The following is a 22,097-nucleotide window of genomic DNA, read 5'->3' as shown; positions in this document are numbered from 1 at the left end:
GCCCGGCAGGGAACCCAAGCCGCCGTGTCCAGGAGGCGGAATGAACGACGCCGTTACCAAGCCGAAAACCAGGACGAAGACCAAGGTCGAGCGACCGAAGCTGCACAAGGTCATCCTGATCAACGACGACTACACGCCGCGTGAGTTCGTCACGATGGTGCTGAAGGCCGAATTCCGCATGACCGAGGCTCAGGCCTACAAGGTGATGATTACGGCCCACAAGCTTGGCGCCTGCGTCGTCGCCGTGTTCACCAAGGACGTCGCCGAGACCAAGGCCACGCGCGCCACCGATGCCGGCCGGGCCAAGGGCTATCCGCTATTGTTCACGACAGAGCCTGAGGAATAAGGCTCACCCGACCAACGCCTGCGTCTCCTCCGCTAGCCCGTACACGCGCTGCGCCCTGGAAAATCCCGCGATCGGAAATTCGCCGAGCTCGTGCCAGTCGTGACGGCAGGCATTGGCGAAACCTTCCGAAGCGACGACGGTGCGACCCAGGCGTCCCGTGATCTTCTCCAGCCTTGCGGCGAGATTGACCGCTGGGCCGATGCAGGTGAAGTCCAGCCGGTTGCCGCCGCCGATATTGCCGTAGAGGATGTTGCCGACGTGCAGCGCGACGCCGAAACGGAAGCGCTCGACGGCATCCCCGACCGGAACGGCGAGCGCTTCGACGCTGGCGCGGGATTCACGCGCCGCCTCCAGCACGCCCGCGCAGACATGGGCGGCATCGCCGACATATTCGTCGATCGGAAACACGGCGAGCAGGCCGTCGCCCATGAACTTCAACACCTCGCCGCCATGATCGCGAATTGCGGCGACCTGACAGTCGAAATAATGATTGAGGATCTGGACCACCGTCTCGGGCGGCAGCCGGTCCGACAGCGCGGTGAAGCCGCGCAGATCGGACAGCCAGATCGCAGCCTGCATGGTGTCGTTGTGACCGCGGCGGATCTGGCCGCCGAGGATGCGCGCGCCGGCGCGGTTGCCGACATAGGTGTCGAGCAGCATCTCGGCGGTGCGGCGCATGGTGATGATCTCGCTGATGCGCGCCAGCGGCGCGATGACGGTTCGGATCACCGCGATGTCGTCGTCGCTGAAGCCACCGGGCTGCTGCGTGATCCAGCTCGTCGCGTGGATGGAGCCGTCGAGAAAAGGCACCGGCACCGCGATATAGTCGGTGGCGCCTTCGGCGCGCATGTCCTCGAGGAACGGAAATCGCTTGCTGTTTGCATCGCTTGCGCGTCCCCGGACCTCGATCCCCTGCTCGAACACGACGCGGAGCGGGCTGCGGGCGAATTGGGGCGTGTCCAGGATCTCGAAATCGACGCTGCCGATTTCAACCCCCTGCCCCTGCCGCCAGATGAAGTTGCGGCCGAAGACTTCGGGATGCAGCGTGCGGATGAAGATGCCGAAACGCGTCAGCGGCAGGCCGGCCGCGACCAGACGTTCGCAGAAATGGGCAATCCCTACGGCCGGCTCCTGCGCCGCCCAGGCGCCGTCGATCAGCCAGTTGCAGATGCGCTGAAGCTCGGAGCTGTTCATGGCCGCATTTGCGAACGAAGTTGCGGAGTCGTCAAGCTGCACGGAGAGCTAGTGCCGCGACGGCAAGTTCACCTCTCCCTGGGAGAGGTGAAGAAGTCAACGTCCCACCTGCCCGCGATCACGCAGGAAGTGATCGGCGAGCACGCAGGCCATCATGGCCTCGCCGACGGGAACGGCACGGATGCCGACGCAGGGGTCATGGCGGCCCTTGGTGAAGATCTCGGTCTCGGTGCCTTGGCGATCGACGGTGAGACGCGGCTGCAGGATCGACGAGGTCGGCTTCACCGCGAAACGCACCACCACGGGCTGTCCGGTGGAGATGCCGCCCAGCACGCCGCCGGCGTGGTTGGAGAGGAAGCGCGTGCCGTCATTGCCGGAGCGCATCTCGTCGGCATTCTCCTCACCAGTCAGTTCTGCCGCGCCGAAGCCGGCGCCGATCTCGACGCCCTTCACCGCATTGATGGTCATCATCGCGCCCGCCAGATCGGAATCGAGCTTAGCGTAGATCGGCGCGCCGAGACCTGCCGGCACGCCTTCGGCGACGACCTCGATCACCGCGCCGATCGAGGAGCCGCTCTTGCGGATGCCGTCGAGATAGGTCTCGAAGAACGCGGCCTTGTCCTTGTCGGGACAGAAGAACGGATTTCTGGCGACCTCGTCCCAGTCCCACTTGTCGCGATCGATCTTGTGCGGGCCGATCTGCACCAGCGCGCCCCGCACCTTCACGTCCGGCAGCACTTTCCGTGCGATGGCGCCGGCGGCAACGCGCATCGCGGTCTCGCGCGCCGAGGAGCGCCCGCCGCCGCGATAATCGCGCAGGCCGTACTTCGCCTCATAGGTGAAGTCGGCATGACCGGGACGAAACTTGTCCTTGATCTCGGAATAATCCTTCGAGCGCTGGTCGGTGTTCTCGATCAAAAGGCCGATCGGCGTGCCCGTCGTCACCTGCACGCCGGTCTCCGGATGCGCCATCACGCCGGAGAGGATCTTCACCTGGTCCGGCTCCTGGCGCTGGGTGGTGAAGCGCGACTGGCCTGGACGGCGGCGGTCGAGATCCCGCTGGATGTCGGCCTCGGTGAGCGGGATCATCGGCGGGCAGCCGTCGACCACGCAGCCGATCGCCACCCCATGGCTCTCGCCGAAGGTGGTGACGCGGAACAGGTGGCCGAAAGTGTTGAAGGACATCCGTCTCTGGCTCGTAAGTCAGTTCTGACTTGTGGTGGTAACGCGGGGGAACACCGGGGTCAAACGCACTCGGTCATTCCGGGGCGCCCGGAGGGCGAACCCGGAATCTCGAGATTCCGGGTTCGATGCTGCGCATCGCCCCGGAATGACGAAAAACTCAGGCCCTCAACTGAACTTCTCCAGCCGCCCGTCGCGGAACACGTAGACGGCGCCCTGCTCGATATAGAGCTCGGCGGCGCTGGCGGGTGTCTCCAGCCCCAGGGACACCATCAGGGCCCGGCAGGTCCCGCCATGGGCCACCGCGACGGTGTCGGTCCAGAGTTGGTCGTACCAGGCGCGCACGCGGACCTGCACGTCGGCGTAGGTCTCCCCGCCCGCAGGTCCCACGGTCCATTTGTCGGCGAGGCGCCTCGCATAGACGTCCGGATCCTTCGCCTGGCTCTCAGCCAGCGTCAAGCCCTCCCAGGTGCCGTAGCCGATCTCGCGCAGACGATCGTCGAGCGCGTAATCGGCAGGCGGCAATTCGAGCTTGCCGCGCGCGAACTCCATGGTCTGGCGCGCACGGCCGAGCGGGCTCGACACGTAAGCCAGCGCGGCCTTGTCGCGCCCGTCGCGCTTGAACAGTTCGGCCAGCACGCCCCCGGCCTGCACGGCCTGGCTGCGGCCGCGCGCGTTCAGCAGAACGTCCCTGGTGCCCTGAAGCCTGCCGAGCGCATTCCACTCGGTCTCGCCGTGGCGAAGATAGTAGATCGTAGGCCCGGGCATTTTAGCTAGTGGCTAGTCCTCTTTGTTTGAGCATGATCTTGTCGGAAAACCGGTTTCCACTTTTCCGGATCATGCTCTACCCGCCAAGCGAGATATCAGGCGCATCCGGCCGCTTCATGCCGAGCACGTGGTAGCCGGAATCGACGTGGTGCACCTCGCCGGTGACGCCGCGCGAGAGGTCGGAGAGGAAATACAGCGCGCTGCCGCCGACGTCTTCGGTGGAGACGTTGCGCCGCATCGGCGCGTTGGTCTCGTTCCACTTCAGGATATAGCGGAAGTCACCGATGCCGGATGCCGCCAGCGTCTTGATGGGACCTGCCGAGATCGCGTTGACGCGGATGTTCTTCTCGCCGAGATCGGCGGCGAGGTAGCGCACGCTCGCTTCCAGCGCCGCCTTGGCCACGCCCATCACGTTGTAATGCGGCATCCACTTCTCGGCGCCGTAATAGGAGAGCGTGATCAGCGAGCCGCCATCCGTCATCAGCTTCTCGGCCCGCTGCGCCACCGCCGTGAACGAATAGCAGGAGATCAGCATCGACTTCGAAAAATTCTCCTGCGTGGTGTCGACATAGCGGCCGTCGAGCTGCTCGCCATAGGCGATCGCATGGACCAGAAAGTCGATCTTGCCCCACTTTTCCTTCAGCACCGCGAAGGCGGCATCGATCGTCGCGGCATCCGTGACGTCGCAATGGCCGAGCACGAGGCCGCCGATCTCGGCGGCGAGCGGCTCGACGCGCTTCTTCAGTGCATCGCCCTGATAGGTGAAGGCGAGCTCGGCACCCGCGGCGTGGCATGCCTTGGCGATGCCCCAGGCGATCGAGCGGTTGTTGGCGACGCCGAGGATGACCCCGCGCTTTCCTTGCATCAGACCCGAATTCTGCGCCATTTTTGCACGTCCCGTCGAACTCTCGTTGAGGTCTGGAGGTACACCAGCCCTCCCCCGCGGTACAGCCCAAATCCGCGGCGTTAACGCTGTTTCGAATGCCGGAATAGCCGTTCCGCTCGGGTGTTATGATCGCTATAGGCGCGCGCCGAACGCCAGGGACGTCAAGACTGCAATGAATGCGTTTCGCCAGAGTGTGGAAGCCATGATCCCGGCGTTGCGCCGGTATGCCCGCGCGCTCACACGCGATGCGGATGCGGCCGACGATCTGGTCCAGGACACGTTGGTACGCGCGCTGCGTTCGGAGCGGCTGTTCCTCGGAGGCGACGTCAGGAGCTGGCTCTACACGATCCTGACCAACCTCAACAAGAACCGGCGCCGTTCCCTGGCAAGGCGGCCGCAATTCATGCCGCTGACGGAGAACAACCCGGATGCCAGCGGGACCGAGGCCGAAGGACGCGACATCGAGAGGGCGCTGGCTACTCTCGTCGAGGAGCAGCGTTCGGTGCTGCTCCTGGTGATGCTGGAAGGCATGAGCTACCGGGAGGTTGCCGACATCCAGGGCGTGCCGATCGGCACCGTGATGTCGCGCCTGGCACGCGCAAGAGCCCACGTCAAAGCCTCGCTGGAGGGTGAGCGGACGGCGCTCAGGCGGGTGAAATGATGAGCTGCGCGAAGCTAACTCGCAAAAGATATTTTGGGCCGCAGAGCCAGAGACGATCGATATGAACGACCGCAACATCCCAGTGACCGAGGACGAACTGCACGCCTATGTCGACGGCGAGCTGCCGGCTGAGCGACGCGCCGACGTCGAGGCCTTTCTTGCCGCCCACCCCGAGGACGCCGAGCGGGTGCAGTCCTGGCGGACCATGGCCGAGATGCTGCACGCCCGTTACGATTCGGTGGCCCATGAGCCGGTGCCCGCACGGCTCGAGCTCGAGCGGCTGGAGCGCCGCCCGCGGCAATGGCTCTACGGCGCCGCTGCGGCCGTGTTGGTTGCCTTCCTCGCCGGCGGCGCCGCCGGCTGGCTGGCGCATGGCGCCGCCAACGCACCCTCGACCTTCCAGAGCTTTACGGCGGACGCGCTCGGCGCCCACCGCCTCTACGTCGTGGAGGTCCGCCACCCCGTGGAGGTCGGCGGCAACGAGCGCGATCACTTGCAGGCCTGGTTGACCCGGCGCTGCGGCTGGACCGTGTTCGCGCCGAACCTGGAGGCGAGCGGGCTGAAGCTGGTCGGCGGCCGGCTTCTGCCGGGACCGAACGGTCCGGCGTCGTTCCTGATGTACGAGGGCGCCTCGGGCGAGCGGTACACGATCTACAGCGCCAAGACCGAGAATGGTGCAACGCAAATGCGCTACGCCAAGACGGACAAGGACGGCGCGTTGTTCTGGGCCGAGCGCGGCGTCGGCTACGTCGTCAGCGGCAGCAGTGATCGCGAGCGGCTGACCAGGGTGGCGCAGGCCGTCTACGACCAAGCAGAGAAAAACGGCACCTAGACAACTGCACAGGCGCGGTGCCCAGATTCCGTCATCGAAAATTTGGAATCAGGACATCGACGCGTCTCATTATCGCACCGGGTGTTCACGCGATTATGAGTGGCGTTCGATCCGCCGATCGACGCGGGCGGCCTCGATTGGGGTTTTTGGTACCGCGCTGGTCCCCCTCTCGAGGCCGCACCTTTTTATCGGCTGCCCCGCCGGACAGCCGACACGTCGAAACCATGAAGCGCTACCACGCCTCAGGCATATGATGAGCATCATCTCCAAGACGATGCCGTGGTCCTTTAGGAGAACCCCCTACAGTCGATCGCCTAACCAAGCCCGCTACGTGGATTGTAGGGGTGTTGGTCCCGCCACTTCTCCATCAATGCTTCAAGCTCGGCGTCGTTCCCGTCCGGTAGCATAATCCGGATGGTGACGAAGAGATCCCCGGTCCCGCCGGATTTCGGCAGACCCTTGCCCTTGAGACGGAAGGTCCGGCCGCTGGAGGTGTTCTTGGGGACCGAGAGCTCCACGGCATTGCCGAGGGTGGGCACGCGGACCTTGCCGCCGAGCACCGCCTCGTAGAGCGTGACAGGCAGGTCGATCCTGAGGTCGGCGCCCTCGACCCTGAAGAACGGGTGCGGCGCGATGTTGATGGTGATCAGGAGATCGCCGGGCGGATGGCCCTGCGCGCTTTCGCCCTGTCCCCGCAGCCGGATCTGCTGGCCCTCGGTGACTCCGGGCGGAATCTTGACGTTGAGCTCCTTGCCCGTCGGCAGCCGCACACGCTTCTCGCCGCCCTTGACCGCCTCTTCCAGCGAGACGCTCATGGCGACGTTGACGTCGAGATCGAGCCCGATGCCGCCGGTGTCGAACTCGAACTGGGCACCGCCGCCGGCTCCGGGCCGCGCGCCGCGCATCCCGCCGCCGAACATGCTGTTGAGGATGTCCTCGAACGCGCCCCCGCCCGGGCCGCCCGCACCGCCGCTTCGGAACGTATAGCTTTCGAACCCGCCAGGGCCGGCGCGGCCGCGAGGGCCGCCGCCGCCGGGAAAACCCTGGAAGCGCGGCTTGCCATCGGCGTCGATCTCGCCGCGGTCAAACTGCTTGCGCTTGTCCTCGTCGCCGAGGATCTCGTTGGCCGAGTTGATCTCGGCGAAGCGTTCGGCCGCCTTCGAATCACCCTTGTTGCTGTCCGGATGGTGCTTCTTGGCCAGCTTGCGATAGGCGCTCTTGATCGCGGCAGCGCTGGCGCTCCGCGGCACCCCCAAGACCTCATAGGGGTCGCGCATTCGTCACGTCTCCTTCAAGAAATCGAATTGTTCAAAGGGCTCCCCGCCCCACCTGCCGGTCATGTGGGAAGAGAGTGGCATTTTTGCAACTAGGAACGCGAGTTTGTCTGGAGCATGGCCTATCGGAAGACCGGCTCCCACTTTTTCCGGATCATGCTCAGCTCCGCCACGGCTTTAGCGTATGAATCTCCCAACGGCCACGGCTGCTTTGGCAGCCGGCGCCCTGGAGCCAGCTTTCGGTGTTGCCGTTGACGTAGCTCGCCAGGAAGTCGCGGCATTTGCGCCCGTCCTCGGCGGCGTAGGACTGGGCGATGGGCGTCACCGAGCCGCGCGCCCCGGTCTCCGGGTTCTCCCAATGCTGGCTGGAATCCTTGTCGCCCTTGCTGAGGACGTCGGAGGCGGCGTTGCGGGTGAAGGCGAGATCGGTTTCGGTCGGGGGAGCGTCCTTTGCCGGCCGCGCGATCGAGCCGGTGAGGTCGCTGTCCTCGCCCTTGGCATAGGCGCTGCTGTCGTTGCGGGAAAAGCTGCAGCCGCCGGCACCAAGCCCGATCAGAATCATCGTCATGACGAAGCCGGACGGCCGGATCGCCGATAGGCCAACGCGTCCCCATGCCCTATATAGGGCGGTAGCGGACAACAACGCGTTTTGGGCCGCGGGACGCAACTCGGACTCCGGACATGACCGACACGACCTCGATGAAACACCAGACACCCTTAACATCCGGTGATTTCACCGCCGCCGACGAGCCATTTGCGTTGTTCGAGGCCTGGCTGAACGAGGCGATCAAGAGCGAGCCGAACGATCCGAATGCCATGGCGCTCGCAACCGCCGATCGCGACGGCATGCCCGATGTGCGCATGGTGCTGATGAAGGGCTTCGATACCGAGGGTTTCGTTTTCTACAGCCACATCGCCAGCCAGAAGGGCCGCGAGCTCGCCGCAAATCCTAAGGCAGCGTTACTTTTTCACTGGAAGTCGCTGCGCCGTCAGGTCCGCATCCGCGGCAACGTGACGCCGGTGACCGACGCCGAGGCCGACGCCTATTTCGCGACGCGACCGAAGCAGGCCCAGATCGGCGCCTGGGCGAGCAAGCAATCGCAAGAGCTGGAGAGCCGGTTCGCGTTCGAGCAGGCCATCGCCAAGGTCGCGGCCAAATACGTCATCGGCGAAGTGCCGCGGCCTCCGGGCTGGAGCGGCTGGCGCATCACGCCGTTACGGATCGAGTTCTGGCACGACCGCCCGTTCCGCCTGCACGACCGCATCGAATTTCGCCGTGACGCGGCCGGCCAACCGTGGTCCAAGACGCGGATGTATCCATAAGCTTTGGGCCGACCTGAAAGATGTCCATGCCGCATTCGTCCAATGCGCCGCGCCGTACGCTGCTCCTGACCGGAGCCAGCCGCGGCATCGGCCACGCCACCGTGATCCGTTTCTCCTCGGCGGGCTGGCGCGTCATCACCTGCTCGCGGCATCCTTTCCCGGAGGACTGCCCCTGGGACGCCGGCCCTGAGGACCACATCCAGGTCGACCTCGGCAACCCCGAGGACACCGCGCGCGCGATCTCCGAGATCCGCAGCCGGCTGGAAGGCGGCACGCTGCATGCGCTGGTCAACAACGCCGCGATCTCGCCGAAAGGCTCCGGCGGCTCCCGGCTGGGCTCGGTCGACACCGACCTCGACACCTGGACCCACGTCTTCAATGTCAACTTCTTCGCGCCGATCATGATGGCGCGCGGACTGATCGAGGAATTGAAGGCGGCCAAGGGATCGGTCGTGAACGTCACCTCGATCGCGGGATCGCGCGTGCACCCCTTCGCAGGCGCCGCCTATGCCACCTCGAAGGCGGCGCTCGCCGCGCTGACGCGCGAGATGGCCTCCGACTTCGGCCGCATCGGCGTGCGCGTCAACGCGATCGCCCCAGGCGAGATCGACACCTCGATTCTGTCGCCCGGCACCGAGAAGATCGTCGAGCAGCAGATCCCGATGCACCGCCTCGGCACGCCCGACGAAGTGGCGAAGATCATCTATGTGCTGTGCACGGACACCAGCTCTTACGTCAACGGCGCCGAGATCCACATCAACGGCGGCCAGCACGTGTAATCGGTTCGCGCCATTGCGTCAGACACAGCTTCGCGGCCTCGCGGCGCATTCCGCCCGAGCTTTGCTTCATCACGTCACCCTCCAATCCAAGAGCAACTGGGGTCGGAGTAGACCGGCGATCAGACGGGCTCAAGGCTGGTGCTGGCGCACCCCCGCCTTCGGCGGCTGACGGCCTTGACCCCGTCTGCACGCCGGTCTTTGGGCTGGGCATGCGCTCGGCCGAAGTCCGAGCGCGAGATAGACGCGCTCGTCAAGCCACCCTGTATCTTTTCGGATCCCACGTCTCGCCGCGAGCGATCATGGTGTTGAGGATGATGATCAGCTTGCGTATGCAGGCGACGATCGCGATCTTTGGCGGCTTGCCCTTGGCAATCAGGCGTTCATAGAAGGCCTTGAACACCGGATTGTTCAGCGTCGCGGCGCCGACGCAGGGCATGTAAAGGGCATTTCGCACCCAGCGGCGGCCACCCTTGATGCAGCGTTCACCTCGACGTTTGCCGCTATCGTCGTCATAAGGAGCAACGCCCACCAACGCGGCGGCAACTTCATCGCTCACCTGCCCCAGCTCCGGTAGTCCTCCAAGCAGCGCCATTGCGGTCCCCTCAGCAAAGCCTGGTACGCTCTGGATGATCTCGGCGCGTTTGGCAAAGTCCGGCGTTGTCTTGATCGTCGCCGCGATCGCGGTATCGAGCGCGGCGATTTCGTCAGCTAGCTTCTTAAGAAGACGCGCGCGAGCCTTCCGAACAAGGGCCGGCGCTTCATGCTCCTTCTGCATTTCCAGGCGAGCCCTGACGTCAATCAGGCCTTGGCGTCCCCTCACCAGTGCCTTCATCTCCTCGTGAGCGGGATTGTCGACTTGGCTGGGAGCCTCGCTGAATGTCTCGGCGAACCAGGAGATCATCTCCGCGTCGATCTTGTCGTTTTTCGCAAGGCGTCCCGCCGATTCCGCAAAATGGCGAACCCGTTTGGGATCGACGATCCGTACTTCCAGCCCTGCTTGGCGCAACGCCTTGGCCCATACCCGCTCGTAGCCGCCGCTTGCCTCCATCACTGCCTTGCCGACCCGATGCTTGCGAAGCCATGCAATCAAGCTCCGTCGCCCCGCCGCGGTTGTTGGGCAAGTCTTCCGCTCCGTTACGGCCCGAATGCACGCATCAATCTTGTCTTTGGCGACATCGATGCCGACGACAACCAGATCGTCTTGTGTCATCATCCACTCCCTTCCTTGCCTGGTACGGGCTCGCAGCCCTTGCAACTGTTCGGGTTGAGGAAGACACCGGAGCTGTCCCTTGCTCTTTAGCAGGCTCTGTCGCCTTTGGGCGCAACGGGCTCAGTTCCGGCAACGGGCGGTTCTGATCCAACCGCCCGTTGCCACATCCTGCCAGATTTCGGGGGCACAAGGGCGCAGGGAAGACCGGGTGCCGGCTCGCACCCGCGGTCCGCTGCGCGAAAAGCACACGCAGGAAGAACCGCACAGCAGCATACAGGTGGTGCCGATCACTCGGCCTTCCCTGCGCGATGGTCGGACGGCTTATGCCGTGCTCTCCCGGGAGCCGAACTTTCCTTCTGGCCTCCCTCGCCCCACGAATTGCATGATGCAGTCTGCCCGGTTGGGCTCGCTCGCACCTCCGCAGAAGCTTGACCGTAGCAACGACGGCCAGGACCACACGGTTTTGCCGTACGCACGGCCCGCCATTTCGCCGCAGTATTCCCGAGCCCTGTCGACGAAGCCGGAAACTTACAGACGAGACGAAGCCTAGCAGCGCCGTCGTCCGCACGCGGTTACGGACTCACAGGGACTACCCGCCCTGCCCGCACCTCTCGTGCCGACGCTGCCGCGTCCACCGCAAGCCCGGCTCGCGACAGTGACGACCACAAGATCGCCCCTCTTGGATGAGCCGGGATGGACGACACATACGCCGAAACCGAATTTCGGTAAAGCTGAATATTTTCGCGATGACGGATTGACAGCCTCGCCCGGTGTTTTGCCCGACGGGCGACGATGAGGCTCAGGCGGACCGCTTGCGTCCGCGCCGCGGCTGTAGCGGCGTTCCCTCATAGAGATCGGCGACCGGGCATTGCAGCCCGAAGGCAGGGAGCTTCAGTTCGTCGGCCGGACCCAACGCTGCGAACTCCAACCAGCCGACGTCCTTGTATCGAGACGCACCTCCATCCGATCCTGCTCGATGATGAGCACCGCTTCGCAGGCTGCATGCGCGAGATAGATGGTCCGCTTGACGTCGATCCACTTCGCGTCGGTGTCGGGCACGCGCGTGCCGTCGGTGGACGAGACGATCTCCGCCAGCAGATAAGCACGGTCCACGAACCGCTGCCCCGGTTCGTAGTCGGCATCGATCACGGCCACATCCGGCTCGGGGCGGAAATTCGCCCGACCCGAGCTCGATGCCGGAACGCTGCATTGCGATGCGGCCATGGTCGTGCTCCGCCAGAGCGTCGTTGAGAACGACGGCGTCATCATCATGGGGACACCTGCGATGAGTTCCCGGCGTTCATGGTCCGGGCGACCTTCCTGGAACGCGCGGAAGCGTTCGCCAGACATCCGCCCGGCCTTCGCGGGGTCTTTGCTGGGTTCTTTGATTCCAGCACCCATCGGCGCCTCCGATGGCACGATCGCAGCTTAACCGGCTCCGCCGCGAACACCAATAGAGATAAGGAGGACTGGGGCGGAGCGCTATGCCCCACATCAGGCCGCAGCCGAACCTCAGCGAGGAGCTGCGAGAGGGAAGCAAGGCGATCCAGACAACGCCGCCGCAAGACCTGGATCGCCCTTACCTTCCGTTCCTCAATCGAGTCGAATCCGACGTGACCGCTCGCGCGGCCGCGGAGCGGCCGTGCTGAATGCAGTCGAGCAGTCGTCGTCGTTCTCACCATCGAGCAGCGGAGCACCACAGTGCCGGCACATGCGTGCCGACATCGACGGCGCCTTGCCGCTCGACATCGCCTGACGATAGTTTGCCAGATCGATGACGTTGCGGGGCGACGTTATGTGTTTCTCAACCATGGCTGTTCCTCGCGGCTACGCCCTGCTTATCGCAGACAAGTTTCGCGCAAACGTTCAGCCCACCGCTCAAATTTTACCGGAGGAATTGCGGCATGACACACACATCACCGCGTCGCCGCAATGCCGATCTATTCTGCGACACGATACACCGTGTCTGTGCGAGCGGCGTAAGGTCTCGGTAGGTATCTTTGCTGGAGCGCGATTCCTACAGCCACTTCTTGAACTTGAAGATCCAGTACGGGACGATGGCGGCGATCAGCATCATCACCAGCGCCATCGGGTAGCCATGCACCCATTCGAGTTCCGGCATCACCTTGAAGTTCATGCCGTAGACCGAGGCGATCAGCGTCGGCGGCATCAAGACGACGGCCATCACCGAGAACAGCTTGATGATGTTGTTCTGCTCGAGGTTGACGACCCCGAGCATGGCGTCGAGCACGAAGGTGATCTTGCTGGAGAGATAGGAGGCGTGATCGGTCAGCGAGGCGACGTCGCGCTGCATGGTCTTGAGCTGCTCGCGCATGTCCTTGGACCATTTCACGCCCTCGACCACGGCGGACAGGAACGTCACGACGCGGCCGATCGAGACCAGGCTCTCGCGAACCTTCGAGGTCAAATCGCCCTTGCGGCCGATCGAGATCAGGATCTGGGAATATCGCTTGGCGTGGCCGTGGCGCTCGCTCTCCGGCTCGAAGATCTCGTGGGAGACCTGGTCGATCTCGGCGCCGCAGCGCTCCAGAATGTCGGCGCAGCGGTCGATCACCGCGTCCAGGAGTTCCATCAGCACCATCTCGCCGGTGATCGACGGGGTGCAGGAGCGGGCGAGCTTGGCCTCGACCAGGGCGAAGGGCTTGGGCAGGTCGTAGCGCACCGTCACCAGGCGGTGGTCGCCGAGGATGAAGGTCACCGCCGTGGTCCGGGGCATGTCGGTATCGGAGTGGCACATCAGCGTCGCGGTCATGTAGCGCGCGCCGTTCTCCATATAGAGCCGGCTGGAGATCTCGATCTCCTGCATGTCTTCCCGGGTCGGGATGGCGATACCCGCGAGCCGCTCCACGGCCTTGTCCTCGGCGGCCGAGGGGTTGACGAGGTCGATCCAGACCGCGTTCTCCGGCAGCGCCGTGAGATCCTCGATAACCGCCTTCTTGAGGGAGGTCTCGGAGGGAACGAACACCGAAAACATCAAAAGCTCCAGAGATCCTGCGACAGAATGACAGCCCTTAGCGCGATTCTGACACGTTCACGATGACAACAACATTAACGGAGCGTTTGCATTTGTGGCGCTGTCGGGGCTCAACTGTGGCGCGGAAGGAACAGTCTGGTGCGTCTCACCTCAAAAACCCTCACAGCGTCCCCAAATTTGCGGCAGAAAAGCCACAGCTGGGGTCTTGCAGCCTGGGAAAACGGCTTCAGCGCTGGAATTGTGGCAGATTTCAACGATAATGGGATTAACGGAGTCGAGGAACTTGGGCGCTAAGCTCAGGCCCCTTCCGCACGGTATTGTTTTGATTGGAACCAAACCATGTCGTCGCTGAAAGTTAAGTTTGGGATTTTGGCCACTGGCCTGATGCTGTCGGGCTGCATGCAGGCCACTCATTTTGAGGCGACCGACACCAAGGCCTTCAAGCCGAAGGACAAGGAACTCCTGGCCAAGGTCCGGTACGAGAACACCCCGGTCGCCGAGCCGTTCCGCCGCGCCATCGTCGAATACCACCGCAAGGAATCGCCGGGCTCAATCGTTGTCGATTCCGACAACCACTACCTCTACTACGTGCTGGAGGGCGGCAAGGCGATCCGCTACGGCATCACCGTCGGCGAAGAGGCCATGGCCTGGTCGGGCATCGCCAAGGTCGGCAGCAAGACGGAGTGGCCGGCCTGGCACCCCACCCCCGGCGAGATTTCGCGCCTCGGCGTGCCGACCTATGTTGCGCCGGGTCCGGACAATCCGATGGGATCCCGAGCGATATACCTTTATTCGGGCGGCAAGGACACGCTGTTCCGAATCCACGGCACCAACCAGCCGGAATATATCGGCGCCTCGATCTCGTCGGGCTGCATCCGCCTCACCAACGAGGACGCCATCGATCTCTATGATCGCGTCAAAGTCGGCACCATCGTCGTGGTGCTCGAGCCCAAACATGGCGATTCGCCTTACAATTCGCGCCTCGCGCTCCAGGGCGGCGGGGCCTATTCATCCTACTGAGCAGGCATTGCCTGAGGGCTTTCAAAAGCGCCGGTTTCACCGGCGCTTTTTTGTTGCCGATTGGTGCGACCGGGTTTTGCTGCCATCCGCCGCCGGCTTGTCCGCAGGCGCAGGAGGTGTCTCCGCCCCTCCGTCGTCGGCGCCCTCCTTTGCCTCGGGTTTGGCCGCGACCTCGCGCGGCGGTGCCTCCTGCGGACGTTCCGCCGGCAGCAGCGGAGCAACCTGAGGCAGCGGATCCCAGACGTTCCACTGGCAGATCCGGTAGTCGTTGCGCCGCTGGGCGAGATCGAGATGGATGTGGTCCTCGTGGTACCAGTCCGAGCCCGGGCCAAGCACGGTGGAAAAGCGTGCGCAGACCGAATGCAGCACGCGCTCGCGCACCTCGCGCGAGGTGGTGCGGTCGGTGAGGCCGATCGACTGCCCATTGGCGAGCTTGATGGCGCGGATGTCGATGGCATTGGCCTTGCCGTGCTCGGACAGCATCGCCCCAGCGACGCGGTTGCGGCCGCGGCACTCGAAGGAATCGAAATTATCGAGGTCGCTGATGGGCGAGCCGAGGCTGGCGGCCAGGGGCACGATGTCCCTGCGCAGCCAATCGGCGAGCGCGGACGCCATGGTGCAGCGGAGGATCGCCGCCGGCTTGACCGTCACCTTGCGCTTGTCCGGCAGCACGATGGCCTCCAGCCGCACCAGATCCTCGCCGCCACAGGCGCCGGGGCCGCGGATATCCGGGATCGAGGGCGCGATTGCAATGTCCTCGGTCAGCGCGAGGCGGCAGGCGGAGGCCTGTTTCTGGGGTGGCGCAGCCTCGCCAGGCTTGTCGGCGGCCGGCTGGTCGGCAGACGGCTTACCCTCCGCTTCGGGCGGAGCCTCATCGGTCGCTTTGGGGGCCTCTGCGGGCCGCGGTCTCGGCAGTGGAATCCGGGCGGCACGAGCGGCCGCGCGCGGCCGTGGTGTACCAAGGCCGAAGATATCGAGGGGCGCAGGATGTTTCCGCGCCTCCGCCCTCTCCGCAGGCACAAGCACCAGCCCCAGCGCGACGGTAACCATTGCCGCGCCAGCGGACATATAGCCGCGACAAGACCATTTGCGGCGAAAGTCCGGCAGGCTAAAACTCATGTCAATTCTTTGGCCCAACGCTGAGAGCGACAATGCGCCCAGCGACTTCTCGGAGGAACGTCGGAATGCTTGGTTTGATGCAAGATTGGCCCCTGCTCTGCCACCGGATCATCGAACACGCCGCCAGGATTCATGGCAAGCAGGAGGTGGTTACACGCTCGGTCGAGGGACCGATCCATCGCACCACCTACGCCGAGATCCACAAGCGCGCGCTCAAGGTCTCGCAGATGCTGGAACACGACGGCATCAAGCTCGGCGACCGTGTCGCAACGATCGCCTGGAACACCTGGCGCCATCTCGAGGCTTGGTACGGCATCATGGGGATCGGCGCCATCTGCCATACCGTCAATCCCCGCCTTTTCCCCGAGCAGATCGCCTGGATCATCAACCATGCGCAGGACCGCATCGTGATGACCGACATCACCTTCGTTCCGGTCCTGGAGAAGATCGCCGACAAGCTGACAAGCGTGGAGCGCTACGTCGTGCTCACCGACAAGGCCCACATGCCCGAGACCACTCTGAAGAATGCGGTGGCCTACGAGGACTGGATTGCGCAGGCCGACGGCAAGTTCAAATGGAAGGACTTTGACGAGAACACGGCGGCCGCGATGTGCTACACGTCGGGCACCACGGGCGACCCCAAGGGTGTGCTGTATTCGCATCGTTCCAACGTGCTGCACGCGCTGATGGCCAACAACGTCGACGCGCTCGGCACCAGTGCGTCCGAGACAATGCTGCCGGTCGTTCCGCTGTTCCATGCCAACAGCTGGGGCATCGCCTTCTCCGCCCCCTCGCAGGGCACCAAGCTGGTGATGCCGGGCGCCAAGCTCGACGGCGCCTCGGTCTACGAGCTGCTCTCGACCGAGAAGGTGACGCACACCGCCGGCGTGCCGACGGTGTGGCTGATGCTGCTTCAGCACATGGCCGCGAACAATCTGAAGCTGCCGGATCTGAAGATGGTGATCTGCGGCGGCTCGGCGATGCCGCGCTCGATGATCAAGGCCTTCCTCGACATGGGCTCGAACGTCCGCCACGCCTGGGGCATGACCGAGATGAGCCCGATCGGCAGCGTCGCGGCGCTGAAGCCGCCGTTCCAGAATGCGACCGGCGATGCCAGGCTCGACGTGCTGCAGATGCAGGGCTATGCGCCGTTCGGCGTGCAGATGAAGATCACCGACGATGCCGGCAAGGAGCTGCCCTGGGACGGCAAGACGTTCGGCCGCCTCAAGGTCTCCGGCCCCGCCGTCGCCAAGGCCTATTACCGCCTCGACGCCAACATCCTCGACGCGGACGGCTACTTCGACACCGGCGACGTCTCGACCATCGACGAGGACGGCTATATGCGGATCACCGACCGCTCCAAGGACGTGATCAAGTCCGGCGGCGAGTGGATCTCCTCGATCGACCTCGAAAACCTCGCGGTCGGCCACCCCGCCGTGGCGGAAGCCGCCGTGATCGGCGTGTTCCACCCCAAATGGGACGAGCGGCCGCTTCTGGTCGTGCAGCTCAAGCAGGGCCAGCAGGCCACGCGCGAGGACATCCTGAAGTTCATGGAGGGCAAGATCGCCAAATGGTGGATGCCCGACGACGTCGCTTTCGTCGACGGCATTCCGCATACGGCCACCGGCAAGATCCTGAAGACGGCGCTGCGCGACCAGTTCAAGGATTATCGCTTCCCGAACGCGGCGGCGTAGGGACGTTGGTGCCCACCCTCCCCTGGAGGGGGAGGGTCGGCTCACATTGGAGCGCAGCGAAATGTGAGACGGGGTGGGGTGAAGGTCTCCCCGCAACCAACACTGCCGTGTGGAAAGATCACCCCACCCCGCTCGCGCTGCGCGCGATCGACCCTCCCCCTCCAGGGGAGGGTAAGAGGGTGATCGACCCTTGAATTTGCCCCCGCGCCGTGGTCTCAACGGCCCATCGTCGCGCCAATCGGCCGGCACCGCGCTCAACATCCGGCAGAGCTTCACCCGATGGCCCGCAGGTTTTCCGCTCCCTACCAGTCGGAGCCCATGTCCAGCCTCGCGAGCTGGGCGCGCAATCTGGCCGTGTTCGCGGTGGTGGCGGTTTTGGTGTCGATCATCGTCGTCCGTTTCGACTTCCTGGAGCCGAAGCCGGCACTTGCGACGTTCATCGGCGGGCTCGCGATATCAGGCCTCTCGATCCTGTTCGGGCTCGCCGGCTTTGCCGCGATCTGGCAGAACGGCTCGCGCGGCATGGCCCGCATTCTGCTCGCCTTCCTGATCGACGGGGCGATCCTCGCCTACCCCGCTTATCTGACCCTTCAATATCGCAAGCTGCCGGCGATCTACGACATCACCACCGACCCGATCGATCCGCCGCGTTTCGACGCGCTGGCGCGCCTGCGCACCGGCGAGGGCACCAACAGCGCGGTCTATGCCGGTCTGTATTCGGCGGAGCAGCAGCGCCATTTCTATCCCGACATCGAGCCCGTCGAGCTCGAGATCTCGGCGGACCGCGCCTATGCGATCGCGCTTCAGCTCGTCCACAAACGCAAATGGATCGTGATCGACGAGCGCACACCGCAGCCGCCGCGCCGCATCGGCCGCATCGAGGCGGTCGCACGCACGCCGATCATGGGTTTCCGCGAGGACGTTTCGATCAGGGTCGTGCCGGATGGCGATGATTCCCGCGTCGACATCCGCTCTGCGTCGCGCAATTTCGACCGTGACCTCGGCAGCAACGCCGCACGCGTCAAGAAATTCATCGACGACCTCAACACCGCCGCCGATGCCGACGCGCTCAAGCCGGTGAAGAAGACCCCGGTCGCACCGCCCAAGGCGCCGGCGAAGACGGTGAAGAAGTGAGGTGGCCGATAGGGAGTAGCGAATAGCGAGTGGAAGGACAGATTACTCGATACTTGCTATTCACCACTCGACCTCAAGCCATCCGATAGGTCCCGCCGATCACGGGATCGCCATCCGTCGCCACCACGCCGCGCGCGACCAGGTCTTCGAGATGCGCCAGAACGGAATAGCCGGCCGCCGTCGTCAGGCGCGGATCGATGCCGATATAGATCGCTCGGACCATGGTCGGGATATCGGTCTCACCCTTGGCGAGGCGGTGCAGGATCGAGGCCTCGCGCGCCTTGCGGTGACGGATCAGGAAGCGCACGAAGCGCTGGCCCTCGGGAATCTCGGGGCCGTGGCCCGAGAAATAGAGGTCCTCCTCGCGGGCCGCGAGCCGGTCGAGCGAGTCCATGTAGTCGATCATCGAGCCGTCGGGCGGCGCCACGATCGAGGTCGACCAGCCCATCACGTGGTCGCCGACGAAATTGAACTTCCGCTCGGGCCAGGCGAATGCCAGATGATTGGCGGTGTGGCCGGGCGTCGCCACGGCCTCGAGCCGCCAGCCGTCGCCTTCCACCACGTCGCCGTGCGCGAGGCTGACGTCCGGGGCAAAATCGCGGTCGGCGCCGGATTCCGGATTGTGCTTCTCGCTCTCGAACCGCGGGCGCGAGGCGCGGTGCGGACCTTCGGCATAGACCGGCGCAGCTGTCGCCTGCTTGATGCGCGCGGTGTTCGGCGAATGATCGCGATGAGTGTGGGTGACGAAGATGTGCGTCACCGTCTCGCCGCGCACCGCATCGAGCAGCGCCGCCGCATGCGCCGCATTATCCGGACCGGGATCGATGATCGCGACATTGCCCTTGCCGACGATGTAGCTGACCGTGCCCGTGAAGGTGAACGGGCTCGGATTGTTGCAGAGCACGCGCCGCACGCCGGGGCGGACCTCCTCGACGATGCCGGGCTTCAACGGAAAGTTGCGGTTGAACGGGACGTCGTCGTTGTCGGACATGGCTTCTTCTTTGTTCTTTGACGTCATTCCGGGGCGATGCGAAGCGTCGCACCCGGAATCTCGAGATTCTCTGGTGCGCAAGTGCGCACCATAGTTCGCCCTTCGGGCGCCCCGGAATGACGGAGAACCCAATCAGAAAAACGCCTGAATGCCCGTGATCGCGCGGCCCAGGATCAGGGCGTGGACGTCGTGGGTGCCCTCATAGGTGTTGACCGTCTCGAGGTTATGGACATGGCGCATCACGTGATACTCGATCGAGATGCCGTTGCCGCCGTGCATGTCGCGGGCGGTGCGGGCGATGTCGAGGGCCTTGCCGCAATTATTGCGCTTCATGATCGAGATCATCTCGGGCGCGAACTTGCCCTCATCCATCAGGCGGCCGACGCGGAGCGAGCCCTGAAGCCCCAGCGCGATCTCGGTCTCCATGTCCGCCAGCTTCTTCTGCACCAGCTGGGTCGCGGCGAGCGGCTTGCCGAACTGCTTGCGATCGAGCGTGTATTGACGGGCCCGATGCATGCAGTCCTCGGCAGCGCCCAGCGCGCCCCAGGAGATGCCGTAGCGGGCGCGGTTGAGGCAGCCGAACGGACCTTTGAGCCCGGAGACGTTGGGCAGCAGGGCGTCCTCCGGGATCACGACGCCGTCCATCACCACCTCACCGGTGATGGAGGCGCGAAGCGAGAGCTTGCCGCCGATCTTCGGGGCCGACAGGCCCTTCATGCCCTTCTCCAGCACGAAGCCGCGGATCTGGTTGTCATGGGCGGCCGACTTGGCCCAGACCACGAAGACGTCGGCGATCGGCGCGTTCGAGATCCACATCTTGCTGCCGGTGAGGCGATAGCCGTCCGACACCTTCTCGGCGCGGGTCTTCATGCCGGCCGGATCGGAGCCGGCATCGGGCTCGGTCAGGCCGAAGCAGCCGACCCACTCGCCGCTGGCGAGCTTGGGCAGGTACTTCTTGCGCTGGTTCTCGTCGCCATAGGCGTAGATCGGGTACATCACCAGCGAGGACTGCACCGAGTTCATCGAGCGATAGCCGGAATCGACCCGCTCGATCTCGCGCGCGACGAGGCCATAGGCGACGTAGCTCGCATTGGCGCAGCCATATTCCTCGGGCAGCGTGATGCCGATCAGGCCAAGCTCGCCCATTTCGTTGAAGATCTCGCGATCGGTCTTCTCCTCGAGATAGGCCTTGGAGACGCGGGGCAGCAGCTTGTCCTGGGCATAGGCACGGGCAGTGTCGCGCACCATGCGCTCGTCTTCGGTGAGCTGCTCGTCGAGCAGGAACGGATCGTCCCACTGGAAAGAAGCCGCAGCCGGCTTGTCCTTGGCCTGAGGGCGCACGCTCATGAAACGTCCTTTCGCGTCTGGTTCCGTCGATAATTGCCCGACAAATTAAAGCGCCGCGGCAACAAGTTCAATTGCATCCTGATTTCGGTCGTTCCGGCTCGCACAACGGTGCGCCGGAAACGACTTGGTCAGCTCTCGAGCTGCTCGTTGGCGACGATCTCGATACCGAAGCCCGACAGACCCTTGTAGTCGTGCACCGACGAGGTGAGATGCCGGATCGAGGTGACGCCGAGGTCGCGCAGGATCTGCGCACCGACGCCGACCTCGCGCCACTGACGGTTGCGGTCGGCCTCCGTCGATGTCTCGTCCGGCAGCGGCGAAACCGGCACGCCGGCCGCGCCGTCGCGCAAGTAAACCAGCACGCCACGGCCGGCCTTCTTGAAATGCTCGAGCACGGCGGCCATGCGCTTGTGGCCGGTGAAGGTGTCCTTGACGATGTTCGGCTTATGGAAGCGCGTCAGCACGTTCTTGCCGTCGCCGACGCCGTTGTAGACGAAGGCGACGTGGGCGATGGAATCGAACGGCGAGCGGTAGGCGTAGCCCTGCAAGGGACCGATCGGGCTGTCGGTGACGAAGGTCGAGACCCGCTCGATCAGCTTCTCGCGCGCCTGGCGGTAGGCGATCATGTCCGCGATGGTGACATGCTTGAGCTTGTGCCTGGCCGCGAACTGCGCGACCTGCTCGCCCTTCATCACGCTGCCGTCGTCGTTCATGAGCTCGCTGATGACGCCGACCGGCGGCAGGCCGGAAAGCTTGCAGAGGTCGACGGCGGCCTCGGTATGGCCGGAGCGCAGCAGCACGCCACCGTCCTTGGCGATCAGCGGGAAGATGTGGCCGGGCCGGGCGAAGTCGTGGGCGCCGACATTGGGATTGGCGAGCGCGCGGCAGCACGAGGCGCGCTCCTCGGCGGAGATGCCGGTGCCGCCGTCGGGCTTGTAGTCGATCGAGACCGTGAAGGCGGTGGTGTGCGCGGAATCGTTGTGGGCGACCATCGGATCGAGCCGCAGCCGGCGCGCGTCCTCGGTCGTCACGGGCGCGCAGACGATGCCGGAGGTATGGCGGATGATGAAAGCCATCTTCTCGGCGGTGCAGAGCGAGGCGGCGACGATCAGATCGCCCTCGCCCTCGCGGTCCTCGTCGTCGGTGACGACCACGAGCTCACCCCGGGCAAAGGCCTGCAAGACTTCCTGAATGCTATCGGGCATTTCCCAATCTCTATCGGTTATGGCCGGGAGGCTTAGCCGGACTTGGGTCGGGGCGCTAGTCTCCCCAGCGCAACCACATATGCCTGAGGGCGGGCCTGCCGGTGGGTTTCAGGCTTGCACCGGGCATACCAGCGATA

General features: G+C 64.6%; 22 protein-coding genes. 8 read left to right on the top strand and 14 right to left on the bottom strand.

What is annotated here, in order from left to right:
- The first annotated feature begins 40 nt into the window (after window positions 1-40).
- On the top strand, window positions 41-346 hold the full coding sequence (gene clpS, locus N2604_RS13690; protein WP_260375149.1) for an ATP-dependent Clp protease adapter ClpS: 306 nt from the start codon (window positions 41-43) through the stop codon (window positions 344-346).
- Window positions 347-349: 3 nt separating this feature from the next.
- Here the strand turns inward: clpS and N2604_RS13685 are convergent, their stop codons facing one another.
- The 4 genes from N2604_RS13685 to fabI form a co-directional block, all read right to left on the bottom strand.
- Window positions 350-1,540, bottom strand: coding sequence for an adenylate/guanylate cyclase domain-containing protein (locus tag N2604_RS13685; RefSeq protein ID WP_260375148.1), 1,191 nt, complete (start codon window positions 1,538-1,540; stop codon window positions 350-352).
- Between the two features lie 96 nt (window positions 1,541-1,636).
- Window positions 1,637-2,725, bottom strand: coding sequence for a chorismate synthase (gene aroC / locus N2604_RS13680; protein WP_260375147.1), 1,089 nt, complete (start codon window positions 2,723-2,725; stop codon window positions 1,637-1,639).
- Between the two features lie 165 nt (window positions 2,726-2,890).
- The gene (locus N2604_RS13675; protein WP_260375146.1) at window positions 2,891-3,490 is read right to left on the bottom strand and encodes a histidine phosphatase family protein; all 600 of its coding nucleotides are present in this window, start codon (window positions 3,488-3,490) and stop codon (window positions 2,891-2,893) included.
- A 76-nt stretch (window positions 3,491-3,566) separates the two neighbouring features.
- Window positions 3,567-4,376 (bottom strand): enoyl-ACP reductase FabI, encoded by an 810-nt coding sequence (gene fabI, locus N2604_RS13670; RefSeq protein ID WP_260375145.1) that lies wholly within the window; start codon window positions 4,374-4,376, stop codon window positions 3,567-3,569.
- Between the two features lie 172 nt (window positions 4,377-4,548).
- On the opposite strand from fabI, the gene N2604_RS13665 reads away from it, so the two are divergent.
- Both N2604_RS13665 and N2604_RS13660 read left to right on the top strand, forming a co-directional pair.
- Window positions 4,549-5,037 (top strand): RNA polymerase sigma factor, encoded by a 489-nt coding sequence (locus tag N2604_RS13665; protein WP_260375144.1) that lies wholly within the window; start codon window positions 4,549-4,551, stop codon window positions 5,035-5,037.
- 61 nt (window positions 5,038-5,098) lie between these two features.
- Window positions 5,099-5,869, top strand: a complete 771-nt coding sequence (locus N2604_RS13660; RefSeq protein ID WP_260375143.1) for an anti-sigma factor — start codon at window positions 5,099-5,101, stop codon at window positions 5,867-5,869.
- A gap of 314 nt (window positions 5,870-6,183) precedes the next feature.
- Here N2604_RS13660 and N2604_RS13655 read toward each other — a convergent pair whose 3' ends face one another.
- Both N2604_RS13655 and N2604_RS13650 read right to left on the bottom strand, forming a co-directional pair.
- Window positions 6,184-7,146: a J domain-containing protein gene (locus N2604_RS13655; protein WP_260375142.1), complete on the bottom strand. Its 963-nt coding sequence runs from the start codon at window positions 7,144-7,146 to the stop codon at window positions 6,184-6,186.
- Window positions 7,147-7,303: 157 nt separating this feature from the next.
- The gene (locus tag N2604_RS13650; RefSeq protein WP_311740001.1) at window positions 7,304-7,711 is read right to left on the bottom strand and encodes an RT0821/Lpp0805 family surface protein; all 408 of its coding nucleotides are present in this window, start codon (window positions 7,709-7,711) and stop codon (window positions 7,304-7,306) included.
- Between the two features lie 113 nt (window positions 7,712-7,824).
- On the opposite strand from N2604_RS13650, the gene pdxH reads away from it, so the two are divergent.
- Window positions 7,825-8,466 carry a pyridoxamine 5'-phosphate oxidase gene (gene pdxH, locus N2604_RS13645; RefSeq protein ID WP_260375140.1) on the top strand — a complete coding sequence of 214 codons (642 nt, stop codon included), beginning with the start codon at window positions 7,825-7,827 and terminating at the stop codon, window positions 8,464-8,466.
- A 26-nt stretch (window positions 8,467-8,492) separates the two neighbouring features.
- Window positions 8,493-9,245, top strand: coding sequence for an SDR family NAD(P)-dependent oxidoreductase (locus N2604_RS13640; RefSeq protein ID WP_260375139.1), 753 nt, complete (start codon window positions 8,493-8,495; stop codon window positions 9,243-9,245).
- A 250-nt stretch (window positions 9,246-9,495) separates the two neighbouring features.
- On the opposite strand, the gene N2604_RS13635 is transcribed toward N2604_RS13640, so the two are convergent.
- From N2604_RS13635 to N2604_RS13620, 4 genes are all read right to left on the bottom strand, one after another.
- On the bottom strand, window positions 9,496-10,500 hold the full coding sequence (locus tag N2604_RS13635) for an IS110 family transposase (RefSeq protein ID WP_260371175.1): 1,005 nt from the start codon (window positions 10,498-10,500) through the stop codon (window positions 9,496-9,498).
- An 846-nt stretch (window positions 10,501-11,346) separates the two neighbouring features.
- Window positions 11,347-11,856: a Uma2 family endonuclease gene (locus N2604_RS13630; RefSeq protein ID WP_260375138.1), complete on the bottom strand. Its 510-nt coding sequence runs from the start codon at window positions 11,854-11,856 to the stop codon at window positions 11,347-11,349.
- A 192-nt stretch (window positions 11,857-12,048) separates the two neighbouring features.
- Complete coding sequence (locus N2604_RS13625; protein ID WP_260375137.1) at window positions 12,049-12,267, bottom strand: hypothetical protein; 219 nt, start codon at window positions 12,265-12,267, stop codon at window positions 12,049-12,051.
- 205 nt (window positions 12,268-12,472) lie between these two features.
- Window positions 12,473-13,450, bottom strand: coding sequence for a magnesium transporter CorA family protein (locus N2604_RS13620; RefSeq protein ID WP_197947616.1), 978 nt, complete (start codon window positions 13,448-13,450; stop codon window positions 12,473-12,475).
- Between the two features lie 339 nt (window positions 13,451-13,789).
- On the opposite strand from N2604_RS13620, the gene N2604_RS13615 reads away from it, so the two are divergent.
- Window positions 13,790-14,470: a L,D-transpeptidase gene (locus tag N2604_RS13615; protein ID WP_260375136.1), complete on the top strand. Its 681-nt coding sequence runs from the start codon at window positions 13,790-13,792 to the stop codon at window positions 14,468-14,470.
- A 36-nt stretch (window positions 14,471-14,506) separates the two neighbouring features.
- Here N2604_RS13615 and N2604_RS13610 read toward each other — a convergent pair whose 3' ends face one another.
- Entirely contained in the window at window positions 14,507-15,589 is a 1,083-nt protein-coding gene (locus tag N2604_RS13610; RefSeq protein ID WP_260375135.1) for an extensin family protein, read from the bottom strand.
- A gap of 65 nt (window positions 15,590-15,654) precedes the next feature.
- On the opposite strand from N2604_RS13610, the gene N2604_RS13605 reads away from it, so the two are divergent.
- Both N2604_RS13605 and N2604_RS13600 read left to right on the top strand, forming a co-directional pair.
- Window positions 15,655-17,283 (top strand): fatty-acid--CoA ligase, encoded by a 1,629-nt coding sequence (locus tag N2604_RS13605; RefSeq protein ID WP_260375134.1) that lies wholly within the window; start codon window positions 15,655-15,657, stop codon window positions 17,281-17,283.
- Window positions 17,284-17,562: 279 nt separating this feature from the next.
- The gene (locus N2604_RS13600; RefSeq protein WP_260375133.1) at window positions 17,563-18,417 is read left to right on the top strand and encodes a DUF1499 domain-containing protein; all 855 of its coding nucleotides are present in this window, start codon (window positions 17,563-17,565) and stop codon (window positions 18,415-18,417) included.
- A gap of 73 nt (window positions 18,418-18,490) precedes the next feature.
- On the opposite strand, the gene N2604_RS13595 is transcribed toward N2604_RS13600, so the two are convergent.
- The 3 genes from N2604_RS13595 to ribB form a co-directional block, all read right to left on the bottom strand.
- Window positions 18,491-19,408, bottom strand: coding sequence for an MBL fold metallo-hydrolase (locus N2604_RS13595; RefSeq protein ID WP_260375132.1), 918 nt, complete (start codon window positions 19,406-19,408; stop codon window positions 18,491-18,493).
- Between the two features lie 132 nt (window positions 19,409-19,540).
- The gene (locus tag N2604_RS13590; protein WP_260375131.1) at window positions 19,541-20,755 is read right to left on the bottom strand and encodes an acyl-CoA dehydrogenase; all 1,215 of its coding nucleotides are present in this window, start codon (window positions 20,753-20,755) and stop codon (window positions 19,541-19,543) included.
- Window positions 20,756-20,883: 128 nt separating this feature from the next.
- Window positions 20,884-21,960, bottom strand: a complete 1,077-nt coding sequence (ribB, locus tag N2604_RS13585; protein WP_260375130.1) for a 3,4-dihydroxy-2-butanone-4-phosphate synthase — start codon at window positions 21,958-21,960, stop codon at window positions 20,884-20,886.
- Window positions 21,961-22,097 lie beyond the last annotated feature (137 nt).

It is taken from the genome of Bradyrhizobium sp. CB1015, assembly GCF_025200925.1.
Classification (GTDB): Bacteria; Pseudomonadota; Alphaproteobacteria; order Rhizobiales; family Xanthobacteraceae; genus Bradyrhizobium.
Note: the sequence above shows the minus strand (reverse complement) of the source record. Positions and strands in the feature narration are given on the sequence as shown.